This window comes from Limnohabitans planktonicus II-D5, assembly GCF_001270065.2.
Classification (GTDB): domain Bacteria; phylum Pseudomonadota; class Gammaproteobacteria; order Burkholderiales; family Burkholderiaceae_C; genus Limnohabitans_A; species Limnohabitans_A planktonicus.
This window is the reverse complement of the sequence record NZ_LFYT02000018.1, coordinates 69,923-87,325: the sequence shown is the minus strand read 5'-3', so window position 1 is coordinate 87,325 and position 17,403 is coordinate 69,923. Positions and strand designations below refer to the sequence as shown.

14 protein-coding genes are annotated in these 17,403 nt (G+C 63.0%); 5 read left to right on the top strand and 9 right to left on the bottom strand.

Annotated features, from left to right (window positions below):
- Nucleotides 1-160 precede the first annotated feature (160 nt).
- From H663_RS34000 to H663_RS33985, 4 genes are read right to left on the bottom strand one after another with little or no spacing between them, the layout of a single operon-like run.
- A complete protein-coding gene (locus H663_RS34000; protein ID WP_053174192.1) occupies nt 161-976 on the bottom strand; it encodes a sulfite exporter TauE/SafE family protein in 816 nt (271 codons plus the stop codon).
- Nucleotides 973-2,763, bottom strand: a complete 1,791-nt coding sequence (locus tag H663_RS33995; protein WP_083451251.1) for a cobaltochelatase CobT-related protein — start codon at nt 2,761-2,763, stop codon at nt 973-975. The genes H663_RS34000 and H663_RS33995 overlap by 4 nt, the downstream gene beginning before the upstream one ends.
- The gene (locus tag H663_RS33990) at nt 2,760-3,707 is read right to left on the bottom strand and encodes an AAA family ATPase (protein ID WP_053174194.1); all 948 of its coding nucleotides are present in this window, start codon (nt 3,705-3,707) and stop codon (nt 2,760-2,762) included. Before H663_RS33990 ends, H663_RS33995 begins: the two co-directional genes overlap by 4 nt.
- Complete coding sequence (locus tag H663_RS33985; RefSeq protein ID WP_053174196.1) at nt 3,704-4,510, bottom strand: IclR family transcriptional regulator; 807 nt, start codon at nt 4,508-4,510, stop codon at nt 3,704-3,706. The genes H663_RS33990 and H663_RS33985 overlap by 4 nt, the downstream gene beginning before the upstream one ends.
- A gap of 164 nt (nt 4,511-4,674) precedes the next feature.
- Here H663_RS33985 and xsc point away from each other — a divergent pair, with 164 nt between their 5' ends.
- The 5 genes from xsc to H663_RS33960 are packed head-to-tail and all read left to right on the top strand — an operon-like array spanning nt 4,675 to nt 12,170.
- The gene (gene xsc, locus H663_RS33980) at nt 4,675-6,495 is read left to right on the top strand and encodes a sulfoacetaldehyde acetyltransferase (RefSeq protein WP_053174198.1); all 1,821 of its coding nucleotides are present in this window, start codon (nt 4,675-4,677) and stop codon (nt 6,493-6,495) included.
- 17 nt (nt 6,496-6,512) lie between these two features.
- Complete coding sequence (locus H663_RS33975) at nt 6,513-7,466, top strand: bifunctional enoyl-CoA hydratase/phosphate acetyltransferase (protein WP_240620533.1); 954 nt, start codon at nt 6,513-6,515, stop codon at nt 7,464-7,466.
- A 15-nt stretch (nt 7,467-7,481) separates the two neighbouring features.
- Entirely contained in the window at nt 7,482-10,463 is a 2,982-nt protein-coding gene (locus tag H663_RS33970) for a molybdopterin oxidoreductase family protein (protein WP_053174201.1), read from the top strand.
- A gap of 59 nt (nt 10,464-10,522) precedes the next feature.
- The gene (locus H663_RS33965) at nt 10,523-11,236 is read left to right on the top strand and encodes a 4Fe-4S dicluster domain-containing protein (RefSeq protein WP_116695890.1); all 714 of its coding nucleotides are present in this window, start codon (nt 10,523-10,525) and stop codon (nt 11,234-11,236) included.
- Between the two features lie 7 nt (nt 11,237-11,243).
- Entirely contained in the window at nt 11,244-12,170 is a 927-nt protein-coding gene (locus H663_RS33960) for a dimethyl sulfoxide reductase anchor subunit family protein (protein WP_053174203.1), read from the top strand.
- 715 nt (nt 12,171-12,885) lie between these two features.
- Here the strand turns inward: H663_RS33960 and crcB are convergent.
- From crcB to H663_RS33935, 5 genes are all read right to left on the bottom strand, one after another.
- Entirely contained in the window at nt 12,886-13,278 is a 393-nt protein-coding gene (crcB, locus tag H663_RS33955; RefSeq protein ID WP_053174205.1) for a fluoride efflux transporter CrcB, read from the bottom strand.
- 26 nt (nt 13,279-13,304) lie between these two features.
- Nucleotides 13,305-14,321, bottom strand: coding sequence for a recombination-associated protein RdgC (locus H663_RS33950; RefSeq protein WP_240620532.1), 1,017 nt, complete (start codon nt 14,319-14,321; stop codon nt 13,305-13,307).
- A 79-nt stretch (nt 14,322-14,400) separates the two neighbouring features.
- Nucleotides 14,401-15,702, bottom strand: a complete 1,302-nt coding sequence (locus H663_RS33945; RefSeq protein WP_053174209.1) for a TRAP transporter large permease — start codon at nt 15,700-15,702, stop codon at nt 14,401-14,403.
- A 6-nt stretch (nt 15,703-15,708) separates the two neighbouring features.
- A complete protein-coding gene (locus H663_RS33940) occupies nt 15,709-16,218 on the bottom strand; it encodes a TRAP transporter small permease (RefSeq protein WP_053174212.1) in 510 nt (169 codons plus the stop codon).
- A 4-nt stretch (nt 16,219-16,222) separates the two neighbouring features.
- Nucleotides 16,223-17,197, bottom strand: a complete 975-nt coding sequence (locus tag H663_RS33935; RefSeq protein WP_053174215.1) for a TRAP transporter substrate-binding protein — start codon at nt 17,195-17,197, stop codon at nt 16,223-16,225.
- Between the last annotated feature and the right edge of the window lie 206 nt (nt 17,198-17,403).

Below are 17,403 nucleotides of genomic sequence, written 5' to 3'. Positions count from 1 at the left end.
GGAGTCTGCGAGTGCCGACCTGCGGGGCGTTGCCATCGCGTAGGTCGGCGGTCGAAGACCCCGACATGGGGCCTGTGCCAAAGGCTGAAAACGTCGGACTCTGCGAGTGCCGACCTGCGAGTTGACATTTCTCGCACATTTCAAACTTCAGCGTGCCGAATCAAGAGGTGCCGATGACCCGCGCCGCCATCAGTGCAGCAATCACCAGCAGCAGCACTTGCACCAGGCGCCTGAAATGGTCGGCTGAGATGCGGGCGCTTTGGCGGTGTCCGAGCCAGATGCCCAAGAGCATGGCGGGCAGCCAGGCGGCGGACCAAAACGCGGTGGGGCCGCTGATGTCGTGCAGCGACGTGGGCACGAGGGCCAGATGGGCCATGAGGGCCAGGCACAGCAGGGCAAACAGGTCGGTGAACAGGAAAAACACCACCAGGCTGGCACGCATCACCGCCGGGGCCAGCCGGGTCTGGTTGAACACCATGGCCACCGCAATGCCGCCAATGGCGGCCAGCCCGTTGAGCCAGCCACTGACCATGCTGGTGCCCCATTGCAAGGCTTTGCCAGGTGGGCCTTGAGGCCGCAGGCCTTGCAACTGCGCCAGTGCGATCACCCCAATGATCCCCGCAATCAACAGGCGCAGGGTGTCGGCGGGCAGGCTTTGCTGGGTCAGCACGCCCAGCGGAATGAACACCAGATTGCCCACCAGCAGCACGCGCAGCCAGGACCAATGCACATCGGGCCAGCAGGTTTTGAGCAGGCTGATGCTGGCCAGAATTTCAAGCACAAACAGCGCGGGCACCACCTGTGCAGGCGGCAGGAACACCGACAGGCAGCTCACGCACAGGGCCGAAAAGCCAAAGCCGGTCAACCCCCGCACAAAACCGGCAAACAGCACGACCAGGCTGCTCAGCAGCAGGCTCAGGGCGGTGGCGTTGTCGGGAATGGGCAACTGGTTCAGCAGGTTCAGGGTCGAATTCATCGTCGTCTGGGCCGCAAGGCCCCCAGAATTTGTGTGAAGACCCGCTGGCCTTGCAGGTCGGCCAGGTCCAGCATGTCGCTGTGGCGGTAGTAGCCGCTCATGTCCAGGCCAACGCCCAGAGCCGTCAGTTCAATGCGGCCACTGCGCTCGATGCGCTCGGTCACGGCCAGCAAATGCTGCTCCAGGTACAGCGCTTCGTTGGTTTGCGCTGTGGCGCTGTCGCTGGGGCAGCCGTCTGAGATGACCAGCAAGATGCGGCGCGATGCGCTTTGCGCCAGCAAGCGTTGCTCGGCCCACAGCAGGGCTTCGCCGTCCAGGCATTCGCGGTACAGCTCGGGTTTGAGCAGGGCCGCCATGTCGCGCCGGGCCAGACGCCAGGCTTTTTCGGCGGGCTTGAAAATGATGTGGCAGCGCTCGTTCAGGCGGCCCGGTTCCGGCGGCTGACCGGCGCGACGCCAGTCGCGCAGGGCGCGGCCACCGCTCCAGGCACCGGTGGTGAAACCCAGCACTTCGCAGGGCACGCCCGCCAGGTCCAGCGCCCGGCTCATCACGTCCACCAGCAAGGCAATCGACTCGCGCTGCGCCTTCATGCTGCCCGAGCAATCGATCAAAAAGCAGACCACCGCATCGGGCACAGGCCGCTGGCGTTCGCGCACAAACAGCAGCCGCTGCAAAGGGTTGGCCACCAGCTGCGACAGGCGGCTGCCGTCGATGCGGCCTTCGTCCTGGCCATCGTCCTGACCCTGCCAGCGCGGCGGGCTCAGCAGCGCCTTGAGCTGGCGCACCAGCGGCTGCAAGGCCACGCCCTGCTGGGCGATGCGCGCATCCAGCTGCGTGCGCAGGGCCTGGCGCTCGGCCGCACGCACCAGATCCGCCGCTTGTGCCGTGCGGTCATAGGCGGTGGTGAAGACGGTGTAGCCGCGCAACACCTCGTCTGGGCTCAGGCTGCGGCCCGGTGCGGCGATGGCCTCGTCCTTGTCCTCGCCGCCTTCAAAGTCGATCCACAGCGACAGCCGCTCGCGCGTGGGCTGCACCGGGTTGATGCGCGTGGCCGTGGGCTGCGCTTGGCCAGCCACCGTGTGCTGTGCCACGTTGCGGGCAATGTTCAGGGCGTGCTCGCCGTAAAGGGCTTGGTCGTGGCGCGTCAGGCGCAGGCCGCGCACATCGTGGCCAATGACTTCGGACAAGGCAAAGCGGGTGGACTCGATCAGGTCCATCAACGCCTCGGGCACGGCATCGCCCAGCACCCGTGAACGGCAGATCAGGGCCACCGTCAGCAGCGTGAGGCCCTGCACGGTTTCGGCCAGGTCCGACTGGCCCAGCGCCACGGCCCAGACCTCAAAACGGTGGCGCAGGTTGTGCGCGGCACCGGGCAGGCCCAGCTCGGTGGCCAGTGATTCGACGCGGATTTGCTCCAGCATTTCCACGATCAAGCGCTCCAGCGGCATCAGGGGCTGGCGCTCGCACAGCGCGCGGTGCAGCGCAGCATCGGAATGCCGCAGGCGCAGGGCCGCGCCATCGCTGGCGGCGCGAAACGAGCGCCAATCGTCTTGGCCGTGCACCGGGTGCAGGTGGGGGGCAAAGTCGGGCAGGCGCAGATTGTTGCGGTACAGGCGGCGCTGGCGGTAGTGCAAATCGGCTTCGGCGCTCAGGGCGCGGGCGCTGGCGGCGCACAAATCGTCTTGCGCATGCTGCTGGCGCAGCAGGGCTTGCTCGCTCGGGCCGCCCTGGTCTGCGCCCGCGCCCGAGCCCGAGCTAAGGACAGCCGCCAAGCCCGGCTCGCTCATGGCGTGCCCAGCTCCTGGTCAAAGCAGCGCTGAAAGTATTCCCCCAACACCGGGCGCTCGGACTCGTCGCCCTTGTTGATGAAGCTCAGGTACAGCGCCAGCTGCAGGTCACCAAAAATGTCCAGGTTTTCGGCCCAGCTGATCAGGCTACGCGGCGACATGAGGGTGGACAGGTCGCCCACCTTGAAGCCCTGGCGTGTGAGGTTGGCAAACTGCACCATGGCCTGCAGCTGCGCCTGGCGGGCCTCGTCGCGCATGCTGGGCACACGGGCGCGCACGATGGCCATTTCCTGCTCGGGCGGCAGTTGGTTCAGCGTGGCCACAATGTTCCAGCGGTCCATCTGCGCCTGGTTGAGCTGCTGGGCCCCGTGGTACAGGCCATTGAGGTTGCCCAGGCCCACGGTGTTGCTGGTGGCAAACAGGCGAAACTGCGGGTGCGGCTTGATCACCTGGTTCTGGTCGAGCAGGGTGAATTGCCCGTCCCGCTCCAGCAGGCGCTGGATCACGAACATGATCTCGGGGCGTCCGGCGTCGTATTCGTCGAAAATCAGCGCCACCGGCCGCTGCAGCGCCCAAGGCACGATGCCCGGCTGGAATTCGGTCACCTGCTGGCCGTCGCGCAGCACCACCGCATCGCGCCCCACCAAATCGAGGCGACTCAGGTGCCCGTCCAGGTTGATGCGCACGCAAGGCCAGTTCAGCCGGGCGGCCACTTGTTCAATGTGGGTGGACTTGCCCGTGCCGTGCAGGCCTTGCAGCATGACCCGGCGGTTGTGTTCAAAACCCGCCAGCAGGGCCAGTGTGACTTCGCGGTTGAAGCGGTAATCGGGGTCGATGTCGGGTACATGCTCAGAGCGCTCGCGAAAGGCGGTGACCTTGAGCGGGCTGTCGATGCCAAAGACGCTGCGCACGTCCAGGCGGTTCAGTTCAGGGGGCGTGTTCATGGCATGGCCTCGGTTTCAATGGCGCTGATGGCTTGGGCGGCGCGTTGCAGCGCGGGCAAGAGTTGCAGACAGCGCTCGGGCGTCAGGCGCAGCACGGGGGCTTGCACCGCCACACACAGGTTGGAGCTGCCCTGTGCCGAGGGCACCAACACCGCCACGCACATCAGGCCGGGCAAAAATTCTTCGTTGTCCAGGGCAAAGCCCTGGCGCTTGACCTGTTTGAACTCTTGCTCCAGCGCTTGCAGATCGGTCAGGGTTTTGGGGGTGTAGGCGTCCAGCGGCGCATGGGCCAGCAGGCGCTGGCGCTGGGCGGGGCTCATTTGCGACAAAAACACCTTGCCGCTGGCCGAGCAGTGGGCGGGCACCCGCGAGCCCGGGTGCAGGTAAAAGCGCAGGGGGGCCGAGGTCTCCACCCGGTCCAGGTAAATCACCTCGCTGCCGCTCAAGGCCGTCAGGTTGCAGCTCTCGCCCACCTCGTTGACCAGCTGGCGCAGCACGGCGTGGCGTGCGCCGTGGGCGGTGTCGTTGATCAGCAGGTTTTCGGCCAGTTTGCGCAGCCGGTTGCCCGTGCCGTAAAGCCGGGCGTCGGCCGTGCGTTCCAGCAAATGGGCGCTTTCGAGTTGCTGCAGCATGCGGTGCAAGGTGGCTTTGGGCAGGCCGGTTTCGTCGGCCAGGTTTTGCAGCGAAAAATAGCTGCTTTTGCTGGCGATCACCTCCAGCAAGGCAAACAGGCGCAAGGTGGGCGTGTCCCCATTGATCTCAGTGGGGGCCGATGCGGGCAGGGGGACGGAGGCAAGTGACATCGCTGCATCATAGTGGAAAACCCGAAAAATGGAACAAATCGCATCGATAAGTGAAATTTCGATTGATTTGGATGCGCAGTCTGTCTATAGTCACCCCCAGTTTCGGATTTCGGAACCCTTGGTTTCGATTTTTTGTTTTTTCCCTTGTTTTTCAGGAGCAGCCCATGACCACCCCACCAAAAACCGACAAACGCACCGTGGCCAGCGGCGTGCAGAAGATGACGCCTTCCGAGGCCTTTGTGGAAACCATGGTCGCCAACGGCGTGACCGACATGTTCGGCATCATGGGCTCGGCCTTCATGGACGCCATGGACATCTTTGCCCCCGCAGGCATCCGATTGATTCCGGTGGTGCACGAGCAGGGCGGGGCGCACATGGCGGATGGCTATGCCCGTGTGAGCGGCCGCCATGGCGTGGTCATTGGCCAAAACGGCCCGGGCATCAGCAACTGCGTCACCGCCATTGCGGCGGCCTATTGGGCGCACAGCCCGGTGGTCATGATCACCCCCGAAACCGGCACCATGGGCATGGGCTTGGGTGGTTTCCAAGAGGCGCAGCAACTGCCCATGTTTCAGGAATTCACCAAGTACCAGGGCCATGTGAACAACCCCAAGCGCATGGCCGAGTACACGGCGCGCTGCTTTGACCGCGCCATCTCGGAAATGGGGCCGACCCAGCTGAACATTCCGCGCGACTATTTCTACGGCGAAGTCAACTGCGAAATTCCCCAACCCATGCGCGTGGAGCGTGGCGCGGGCGGCGAAAACAGCCTGAACGCCGCCGTGGAGTTGCTGGCCAATGCCAAGTTCCCGGTCATTTTGTCGGGCGGTGGCGTGGTCATGGGTGACGCGGTCAAGGAGTGCGTGGCCCTGGCCGAGCGCCTGGGCTCGCCCGTGGCCAATGGCTATTTGCGCAACGACTCTTTCCCGGCCAGCCACCCGCTGTGGGCAGGCCCGCTGGGGTACCAGGGCTCTAAAGCAGCCATGAAGTTGATCGCGCAGGCCGATGTGGTGGTGGCGCTGGGCTCGCGCATGGGGCCGTTTGGCACCTTGCCGCAGCACGGCATGGACTACTGGCCCAAAGACGCCAAGATCATCCAGGTCGAAGCCGACCACACCAATTTGGGCCTGGTCAAAAAAATCACCGTGGGCATCCACGGCGACGCCAAGGCGGTGGCCATTGAGCTGCTCAAGCGCCTGTCGGCCCGCACCTTGGCCTGTGACGCCTCCAAGGCTGAGCGCGCTGCCAAAATCCAGGCCGAAAAAGACGCATGGGAAAAGGAACTCGACGCCTGGACCCACGAAAAAGACCCCTTCAGCCTGGACATGATGGAAGAGGCCAAGGGCGAGCGCACCCCCACGGGCGGCACTTACCTGTCGCCACGCCAGGTGCTGCGCGAGCTGGAAAAAGCCATGCCGCCCCGTGTCATGGTGTCCACCGACATTGGCAACATCAACGCCGTGGCCAACAGCTACCTGCGCTTTGACGAACCCCGCAGCTTCTTCGCCCCCATGAGCTTTGGCAACTGCGGCTACTCGCTGCCCACCATGATCGGTGCCAAGTGCGCCGCACCCGACCGCCCCGCCGTGGCCTATGCCGGTGACGGCGCCTGGGGCATGAGCATGGTCGAGGTCATGACGGCCGTGCGCCACGACATTCCGGTCACAGCGGTGGTCTTTCACAACCGCCAGTGGGGCGCCGAGAAGAAAAACCAGGTGGATTTCTACAACCGCCGCTTTGTGGCCGGTGAACTCGAAAGCGAAAGCTTTGCGGGCATCGCCCAGGCCATGGGTGCCGAAGGCATTGTGGTGGACCGCCTCGAAGACGTGGGCCCGGCCCTCAAGAAAGCCATCGACCTGCAGATGAACCAGCGCAAGACCTGCGTGATCGAGATCATGTGCAACCGCGAACTGGGCGATCCTTTCCGCCGCGACGCGCTGGCCAAGCCGATCCGCTTTTTGGACAAGTACAAGGACTACGTCTGAGGCTGGGTGAGATTGGCATGTTGAGTCCGTCCATGGACCTTGGGGCACCCTCAGCCCAGTACCCGCGTTTGCTGGCCTTGATTGAACGGGCCCAAGCCAGTGCGTCCTTGCCGCCTCTGGGCTTGGTCTACCCCTGCGATGCATTGGCCATGCAAGCGGCTGATGCGATCGCCCGCCAGCGTGTGGCACGCCCCGTGCTGATTGGCCCGCGCAAGGACATGGAGCGCGCGGCCGAGCTTGCGGGGGTCGATATGTCGGCCTTTGAATGTGTCTGCACCCATGCGCCAGAGCCTGCAGCTGCTGCAGCGCTTGCGGTGCAAGGGGTGCACGAGGGTCGCCTGACAGCGCTGATGAAAGGCGCTTTGCATACCGATGAGCTGATGTCGGCGGTGGTGAGCAGAGATCATGGCTTGCGCACAGAGGCCCGCATCAGTCATGCTTTTTTATTTGATTTGCCGCGCTATCACAAACTGTTGGCCTTGGCCGATTGCGTTGTCAATATCTCCCCTGACCTGAAAACCAAACGCGATGTGTTGGGAAATGCAGTGGCTTTGCTGCAAGCCCTGGAGATTGCCGAACCGAAGGTGGCGATTGTGTCTGCTGTGGAGTCCGTCAACCCGGCCATTCCTGCCACGCTGGATGCGCAGGAACTGGTGGCTTTGTCTCGGGCCGGTTTGTGGCCCGGAGCGCATGTTGAAGGTCCTTTTGGATTTGACAATGCGTTTTCTTCCAAAGCCGCCGCCATCAAAGGCATGAATAGCCAAATTGCTGGCGACGCAGACTTGATGCTGATGCCCGACCTCAATGCCGGCAACATGCTCTATAAAAGTTTTGTTTATGTGGGTGGTGGCGAATGCGCTGGGTTGGTGCTGGGGGCGAAAGTGCCCATTGTGCTGACCTCGCGTGCTGACTCGTTGTTGGCTCGTATTGCTTCTGTTGCGTTGGCCACCTTGGCCAGGCGTACACACTGAACCTAAGGAAACCCTGTGTTCAAGTCCTTGTTTTCTGAGTCTCCCGGGCTGCCCTTGCAAGACCCTTTGGCCGAGCCCAACCCCACGGCGCAAACCACCGTCAAATGCACCACCTGCTACATGTGCGCTTGCCGCTGCGGCATTCGGGTGCATTTGGTGGAGGGCGACAAAGGCCCCGAGGTGCGTTACATCGACGGCAACCCGGACCACCCGCTCAACCAGGGGGTGATCTGCGCCAAGGGCTCGGCCGGCATCATGAAACAGTACTCGCCCGCACGCCTGACGCAGCCGCTGCTGCGCAAACCAGGCAGCGAACGCGGGGCGGGCGAGTTTGAGCCGATTTCCTGGGAACGCGCCTTTGACCTCCTGAGCGAACGTCTGGCGCACATTCGGGCCACCGACCCGAAAAAGTTTGCGCTGTTCACCGGGCGCGACCAGATGCAGGCGCTCACCGGGCTGTTTGCCCGCCAGTTCGGCACGCCCAACTACGCCGCGCATGGCGGCTTTTGCTCGGTCAACATGGCGGCCGGCATGATCTACAGCGTGGGCGGCAGCTTTTGGGAGTTTGGCGGGCCAGACCTGGAACGCTCCAAACTGTTTGTGATGCTGGGCACGGCCGAAGACCACCACAGCAACCCCATGAAAACCGCGCTGTCCAAATTCAAGCGTGCAGGCGGTCGCTTCATCTCCATCAACCCGGTGCGCACGGGTTACTCGGCCATCGCCGATGAGTGGATTCCCATCAAGCCCGGCACCGACGGCGCGTTGCTCATGGCCTTGCTGCACGAGCTGGTCCGCACCGACACGCTGGACCATGCCTTTCTTAAGCGCTTCACCAATGCGCCCCAACTGGTGGTGCTGGACGAAGGCGAGCGCGAAGGCCTGTTTGCCTTTGACCCCGACCCGGCCAAAGGCCCTCCCGGTGACGGCCGCAACCCGCACAACAAACTGGTGTTTGACCGCACCAGCGGCCGAATTTTGAATGCCTACCCCGAAGGCATTGCCGACGGTTGCGACCCGGCGCTGGACGCCCCGCCCGAAGGCCACTACACCCTGGCCGACGGCACGCGGGTAGTGCCCGCCTTTGCCTTGCTGCGCCAGCGCGTGCTCAGCTGCACGCCCGAATGGGCGCAGGCCATCACCGGTATTGCGGCAGATCGCATTCGCCTGCTGGCACAAGAGTTGGGCCACGCCGCCCTTACGCAGGCCTTTGATCTGCCCATTCCCTGGACCGACGCCTGGGGCAAAAAACACCCCACCACCCAGGCGCGTCCGCTGGCTTTTCACGCCATGCGCGGTCTGGCTGCACACTCCAACGGCTTTCAGACGGTGCGCTCGCTGGCCGTGCTCATGAGCCTCTTGGGCACCATCGACGCGCCCGGGGGGTTCAGGCACAAAGCGCCATACCCGCGCCACATCGTGCCCAACTACCGCGCCTTCAACGACCCGGACATGGTCAAACCCAACACGCCGCTGAACGCCGCGCCGCTGGGCTTTCCGGCCAGCCCTGAAGAGTTGGCCATCCATGCCGACGGCTCGCCGATTCGCATTGACCATGCGTTTTCGTGGGAACACCCTCTGTCGGCCCACGGCATGATGCACAACGTCATCACCAACGCGGTCAAGGGCGACCCCTACCGCATCGACACCTTGCTGCTGTTCATGGCCAACATGGCCTGGAACAGCAGCATGAACACCATGGCCGTGCGCGAATCGCTCAACCGCAAGGACGAGCAGGGCGAGTACATGATCCCGTTTTTGGTGGTGTGCGACGCCTTCCAGAGCGAGACCGTGGCCTTTGCCGACCTGGTGCTGCCCGACACCACTTACCTGGAGCGGCACGACACCATGAGCATGCTGGACCGGCCGATTTCGGAGTTCGACGGCCCGGTGGACTCGGTGCGTGTGCCCGTGCTGCAGCCCCTGGGCGAATGCAAGCCCTTTCAGGAGGTGCTGGTGGAGCTGGCTTCGCGCCTGAAGTTTCCGGCCTTCACCACGCCTGAAGGCGGGCGCAAGTTCAAGGGCTACACCGACTTCATCGTGAACTTCGAGCCCCAGCCGGGCATCGGCTTTTTGATGGGCTGGCGCGGCGAAAACGGTGACCAGCACCTGCGCGGCGCGCCCAACCCCAAGCAGTGGGAGGCCTACGCGCAAAACAACTGCGTGTTCCACTACACCCTGCCCGAGAACATGCATTACATGCGCAACTGGAACCGCGATTACCTGGACTTTGCCAAAGACAAAGGCTGGCGTCAGCGCAACGACCCGGTGCAGCTGGCCATTTATTCCGACACCCTTCAGTCCTTTCGCCTGGCCGCGCAAGGCAAAACCAAAGGGCGTCAGCCGCCCGAGCATCTGCGCGAGCGCATCAACACCTATTTCGACCCCTTGCCGTTTTGGTATGCCCCGCTCGAAGACGCGGCCATTGACCTGAAGGCCTTCCCGCTCAACGCCATCACGCAGCGGCCCATGGCCATGTACCACTCGTGGGACTCGCAAAACGCCTGGCTGCGGCAAATCCACAGCCACAACTACCTGCATGTGCACCCCAGCACCGCGCAGGCGGCGGGCGTGGCCGACGGCGGCTGGGCCTGGGTGGAAAGCCACTGGGGCCAGGTGCGCTGCATGCTGCGCTACAGCGAAGCCGTGGAGCCGGGCACCGTCTGGACCTGGAACGCGATTGGCAAAGGCGACGGCGCCTGGCACCTGGCACCCGGCTCGGACGAAGCGCGCAAAGGCTTTTTGCTCAACCACCTGATCTCGGAAGAATTGCCGCTTCCCCAAGGTGCGGGCGCGCCAGCGGGTGCGAAGGTCAGCAACTCGGACCCCATCACCGGCCAGGCGGGCTGGTACGACGTGCGGGTGCGCATCCGCCCAGCCGAGCCTGAAGAGGCGGCCCAGAGTTTTCCGCAAGTGGACACCATGCAGCCCGTGCCCGGTGTGCGCGGTGGAGTGGCCCAGGTAATGCGCTTTTTTGCAGGGAAATCCAAACCATGATCCAGTGGCTCAAAGACCTCATGCAAGGGCATGCTCCGGCCCCTGTCAGCCCCCATCTGATGGAGCCCGGTGGTGGCGGTGGCGCGGCTCAAGCCGTGGACACCGACACGCCCACGCTGGCCCGTCAGCTGGCGCTGGTGATTGACCTCAACGTCTGCGTGGGCTGCCACGCCTGCGTGACGGCCTGCAAACAGTGGAACACCTCGGGCATGGCCGGGCCGCTGAGCGACGTCAACCCCTATGCGGCCGAGCCCACCGGCACCTTTTTCAACCGGGTGCAGACCTACGAAGCGGGCAGCTTTCCGAACACCGACACGGTGCACTTTCCCAAAAGTTGCCTGCATTGCGAAGACCCGCCCTGCGTGCCGGTCTGCCCCACGGGCGCGAGCTACAAGCGTGAGGCGGATGGCATTGTGTTGGTCGACGCCGACAAATGCATCGGCTGCAAATACTGCGCCTGGGCCTGCCCTTATGGTGCGCGTGAATTTGACGAAGCCAGCGGCGTCATGACCAAGTGCACCCTGTGCGTGGACCGCATCCACAACCCCCTGCTGCCCGAAGCCGACCGCAAGCCCGCCTGCGTCAAAGCCTGCCCGACCAACGCCCGCCTGTTCGGCGACGTGAAAGACCCGAACAGCGAAGTCAGCCAGGCCATCCGCGAACGGGGTGGTTATGCCCTGATGCCCGAGTGGAACACCCGGCCGGCCAACCAATACCTGCCGCGCCGCGTCACCCCGGCGGCGGTTGCACCTTCTGCACCTCCTTCTGTTTGAGGCTTTTATGCGTCCAGCCTGGTCCATCCTTTTGTTCACCACCCTGTCCGGCACGGCCCAGGGCTTGCTGCTGGCGCTGGCCGTGGCCAGCTGGCTGATGCCCCTGGACACGGGCTTTGCTCTCATGGCCATCGGCGTGGCCGAAGTGCTGCTGCTTGGCGGTCTGCTGGCCTCGTTTTTTCACCTGGGCCAAAAAGCCCGCGCCTGGCGGGCGGCGGCCATGTGGCGCACCTCGTGGATGTCGCGCGAAGTCATCGTGCTGCCCCTGCTCATGGGGGGAGGGGCGCTGTGGTGGCTGGGTTTGTACTTGGGTGCATCCCCCCTTGCCTTGCAGGCACTGTCTGCAGCGGTGGTGGTGGTCACGCTGGCGCTGTGGGTGTGCACCGCCATGATCTACGCTTGCCTGCGCTTTTTGCAGGAATGGGCGCACCCGCTCACGGTGATCAACTTCACCCTGCTGGGCATGAGTTCGGGCAGCGTGCTGCTGTGCGCCCTGGCCAGTGGCATGGGGCAAACCGAGCTGCTGGCTTGGCTGCAGCCCTGGGTGCTGGCCAGCACCTTGCTGGCCTGGTTCCTGCGCCGCCTGGCTTTGCGCCGCAATGCGCGTTTGTCCCCGATGTCGAGCCTGCAATCGGCGACTGGCATCCACCAGCCACAACTGGTGCAAAAATCCATGGGCATGTCGTCCGGCTCCTTCAACACCCGAGAGTTCTTCCACGGCGCCACAGCCCACACCGTGCGCCGCATGCCCTGGGTGTTTCAGCTGCTTGCGTTTGCGCTGCCCTTGCTGCTGCTGGCCCTGCTTGGCACGCAGTCCCTGCTTGTCTGGCTGGGTGCTGTGCTGCTGCAGTTTGTAGGCCTGTTGGCCGAACGCTGGGTCTTCTTCGCCCAGGCCCGCCATCCGCAAAACCTGTACTACCAAACCGTGTCTTGAGGCGCGCTGTGGCGGCGTTCGTGCCAACGTCGGACTCTGCGAGTGCCGACCTACGGGAGCCATGAATTTGTAGGTCGGTGGTCGAAGACCCCGACATGGGGCTGCTGAAACCCACCAAAGTTGAATCAGGTTCAGCGCCTATGCTCACAAACGTCGGACTCTGCGAGTGCCGACCTACGGGGAGGATGTCCTCCGTAGGTCGGTGGTCGAAGACCCCGACATGATGCCTTCGCCCAGCCTGCGCCTGTTTGTGGCGGCGGGTGTGCCAACGTCGGATTCTGCGAGTGCCGATCCACGGGGATGATGTCTTTCGTAGGTCGATGGTCGAAGACCCCGACATGGGGCTGCTGAAACCCACCAAAGTTGAATCAGGTTCAGCGCCTATGCTCACAAACGTCGGACTCTGCGAGTGCCGACCTACGGGAGCCATGAATTTGTAGGTCGGTGGTCGAAGACCCCGACATGCTGCCTTCGCCAAGCCCGCGCCTGTTTGTGGCGGCGTGCATGCCAACGTCGGACTCTGCGAGTGCCGACCTACGGGGAAGATGTCTTGCGCAGGTCGGTGGTCGAAGACCCCGACATGCTGCCTTCGCCCAGCCTGCGCCTGTTTGTGGCGGCGGGTGCGCCAACGTGGGACTCTGCGAGTGCTGACCTGCGGGGAGGATGTCTTCGGTCGATAGGAGCTTCAGGTGTTGGACGGCGCTTGAGCGGCCCTTCAGCTGCGGCTGAACCAGAGTGCGGCGGTTTGCAGTCCCAGCACGGTCAGTGTGAGCGATCCCAACAGGTGCAGGGCGGCGGTGCCCAGGGACAGTGCAAAACGCCCTTGCTGCAGCATGCCCACCACCTCGGCCGAGAAGCTGGAAAACGTGGTCAGTGCCCCCAAAAATCCGGTGACCAAGGCCAGCCGCCAGACCGGGTCAAGCTCGGGCAGTTGCTGGAACACCCCCACGCACACGCCCACCAGATAGCCACCGATCAGGTTGGCGGCCAGCGTGCCCCAGGGCAAGAGGCCTGCGCAGGTGGTGCTGGGGTTGAGCCACAGGCCCAATTGCCAGCGCGACAAGGCGCCAACACAAGCACCGATGCAAATGGCGATGACGGTCAGCATGGTGTGGCTTATTTATGGCCGGATCATCAGAAGGGCGGGTCTTCGTCGTCAGCGGTTTCGGCCGCTGTGCCCGACACGGCGGACGAGTTCACCGGTTTGGGAATGGGGTTGGGAAGCGCTGGGTCTGCAGCAGCTGCGCCCAGCTCCATCTCGCCGCCCAAGGCTTCAATCAGGCTGTCGATCAGCGGCCCCAGCAAGCCTGTGGACAGGGCCACATCGGCGTCAAAGCGGTCTTCGTTTTTGTCTGTGCCCGATTCGTCCATGACACCGTCGAGGTACTGCACTTTTTTCAGCTGCAGGGTCTCGGTCAGCACAAAGGCCACGCGGCCGTCCCAGCTGAGCGCCAGCTGGGTGGGCAGCTTGCCTTCCATCACATGCTTGCGCACGTCGTCGTTGGCCAGGTGATGGCGGGTAAAGCGCACGCTGGCCGCGTCTTCGCCGGTGGACTTGAGCACGGTTTCGCGCTCCACGGTCAGGTCGGCCGGCCATTCGTCTTCGGTCGGGGCTAAAAGCCATTGGGTCATGGCGGCTTGGGGCGAGGTCACGGTCTGGATGAGCGACACCGACAAGCCTGCCAGCACGTTCATCAGGGCCGACATGACCTCGTCGGCTTTGCCCTGGCTGCCTGCGTTGAGCACCAAGCGGCGGTTTTCCAAGTCCATCCACACGATCACGCTCGATTGGCGGGCAAATGCCTGGGGCAGCAGAGACAGGAGCACGTCGTCCATCAGGTCGCGCTTTTCCTTTTTGCCGGGTTTGCGGCCGGTGGCTGCTTCGATTTCGGCGATGCGCTCGTCGGCTTTGCGGCGCACCACGTTGCCGGGCACGGCCTTGGACTCGATCATGAGTTTCAAGATCCACTGCCCGGCCACCGATTCGACCAAGGGGCCATGCGCTTCGCCCCGTGGGGGGACCCAGCCAATGGATTTTTCCTGGCTGGCACCACATTCCACAAACTGCACCGGCTCCAAGGCCGCCTGCACATCGGCCAATGAAGGGGCAAAGCCCTCGCCGATGCGGTAAACCATCACATTTTTGAACACAAACAATCCTTACTGCCCAAATGAACAACCCGTCCTTTGGGGACGGGTTGAATCATAGAGGATGAACCTGCCTGCAAGCTCAGAGTTTCATCTGGGTGGGCAGCCAGGTCACGATGCCGGGCACGAAGTAAATCAACAACACAGCGCCGACCATCAGGAAAAACATGGGCATGGACACGCGGGCGATGTAGGGCAGTTGCTTGCCTGTCATGCCTTGCAGCACAAACAGGTTGAAGCCCACGGGCGGCGTGATCTGCGCCATCTCGACCACAAACACGATGAAGATGCCAAACCAGATCGGGTCGATGCCGGCCTTTTGCACGGTGGGCATGAGCACGCCCATGGTCAGCACCACCATGGAGATGCCGTCCAGAAAGCAGCCCAAGATGATGAAAAACACCATCAAGGCCATGATGAGCGCGAAGGGGCTGAGGCCCAGGCCACCGATCCATTCGGCCAGGTGGCGGGGCAGGCCGATATAGCCCATGGACAAGGTCAAAAATGCAGCCCCCGCCAAGATCAGGGCGATCATGCAGTACAGGCGCGTGGCCCCCATCAAGGCATCCTTGAACACGGCCCAACTCATGGAGCCTTGCAGTGCCGACAAGACCAAAGCGCCCACCACGCCCACGGCCGCCGCTTCGGTGGCGGTGGCAAAGCCGGTGTAAATCGAACCCAGCACCGCCGCAATCAGCAAGACCACCGGGATCAGGCTGCTCGATGCCTCCAGTTTTTTCATGAAGCTCATGGGCGCGTCACGCGGTGGAATCTGGTCCGGGTGGCGCAGTGACCAATAAATGATGTAGCCCGAAAACAGCCCAGCCAGCAGCAAGCCGGGCAAAACCCCGGCGATGAAGAGCTGGGCAATCGACACATCGGCCGCTACGCCGTACACGATCATGATGATCGAAGGCGGAATCAAGAGGCCCAGCGTGCCCGAGCCGGACAGCGTGCCAATGACCATGTCTTCGGGGTAGCCGCGTTTTTGCAGCTCGGGCAAGGTCATCTTGCCAATCGTGGCGCAAGTGGCCGCGCTCGAGCCGGACACGGCCGCAAAGATCGCGCAGCCCACCACATTGGTGTGCAGCAAGCGACCGGGCAGGGCCTGCATCCAGGGGGCCAGGCCCTTGAACATGTCCTGGCTCAGGCGGGTGCGAAACAAAATCTCGCCCATCCAGATGAACAGGGGCAGGGCCGTGAGCGTCCAGCTCGAGGCCGAGCCCCAGATGGTGACCGCCATGGCGTCACCCGCGGGTCTGGCAGAAAACATCTGCATGCCTACCCAGGCAACGCCTGAAAGCGTGAGGCCAATCCAGACACCACTGCCCAAAATCAGAAACAAGGTCAGGACCAAGAGCCCTGTGATCATCAAGTCATTCATGGTGGCTCATTCGTTGCGCAGCATCTCGCCGCTTTCAAGAGCGGTACGTTGCCCCCGTATTTCCAGGACCAGTTCATCCACAAAGGCCAGCGCAAAAATCACTGTACCCAGCGCCATGGCCAGCTGCGGTATCCACAAAGGCGTGGCGTCGTTGCCGGTCGAAATGTCGTGGAACTCGATGGATTGCCACACCAGGCGGCAGCTGTAGAAGGCGAACAAACAGGCCAGCAGGCTGGCCAGCGACAGGCTGAACACTTCCATGCCCCGGCGTGCAGACCCCTTGAACAAGCCCAGCACCAAGGTCACACGGATGTGTTCACCGCGCTTCAAGGTGTGGGCCAGCGCCAAAAAGCCCGCCCCGGCCATGAGGTAACCCGCATAGGCATCGGTGCCGGGCACATGCACATGGAGCTGCCGACTCAAGACGGACAACAGCACCATGAACAGCAGGCCGCACATGCACAGCGCCGCCATGGCGGCGGTGCTGGCATAAATGGCGTTGAGCAATCGGCGCATGCGATCAGCGGTTGAACGCGTCGACGATGGCCTTGCCTTCGGCGCCAGACTTCTCAAGCCACTCTTTCATGATGGTGTCACCCACTTTTTTCATGTCGGCTTTGAGTTGTGCTGAAGGTGGCGCCACCGTCATGCCATTGGCCTTGAGGGTTTCCAGTGTGGTGGTGTTGACCTTGCGTGATTCGGTCCAGCCCCGGGTCTCGGCTGCAGCGGCGGCTTTGAGCAAGGCGTCTTGGGTGGGCTTGTCCAGCGCATCAAAGGCTTTCTTGTTGGCGATCACTGCGTTTTTGGGCAGCCAAGCTTGCACGTCGTAGTAGTACTTCAGGTGCTCATACAGCTTGCTGTCCACGCCCGTGGCACCCGAGGTCATGGTGGATTCGACCACGCCTGTGGCCAAGGCCTGCGAGAACTCTGCCGCTTGCACGGTCACAGGTTGGGCACCGACCAGTTCAGCGATTTTGGCGGTGGTGGGGCTGTAGGCGCGCCACTTGATGCCCTTGAGGTCGGCGGCGCTGTTGATCGGTTTTTTGCTGTAAATGCCCTGTGGGGGCCAGGCCACAGAGTACAAGAGCATCATGCCTTGCTCGGCCAGCTTCTTTTCCAGCAGCGGCTTTTGGGCTTTGTAGAGCTTCATGGACTCGTCGTAGCTGTCTGCCAAAAAGGGCAGGCCGTCCGCGCCAAAGGGCTGCCATTCGTTCTGGAAGTTGACCAGCAAAATCTCGCCCAACTGGGCTTGTCCGCCTTGCACGGCACGCTTAATTTCGGGGGCCTTGAACAGGGATGCGTTGGCGTGTACCGTGATCTTCAGCTTACCTGCGGTGGCCTTGTCCACATCGGCAGCAAACTGGGTCATGTTGACCGAGTGGAAGTTGCTGGCCGGGTAAGCGGCGGGCAGGTCCCACTTGGTTTGGGCCGAGACAAAACCGGAAACAGCGAGCAGGCCAGCCAGCAGGCTGAGGTGAAGGGTGCGACGTTGCATGAAAACTCCTGTGAAAGTGGAATGAACGGTCAAACGGGCAGTGCAAGAAAGGTGCCCGCTTTGCGCGCGCATCGGGTGCATCTGGCAGGTGTTCACTGTAGGCAAGATGCTGTCGATTTGTGATCGGTGTTTTCCCTTAATGTCAACAAATTGTTGGCAAATTGTCATCAACGGACATAGACTTTGAGTCCTCATTTGTTTGAACA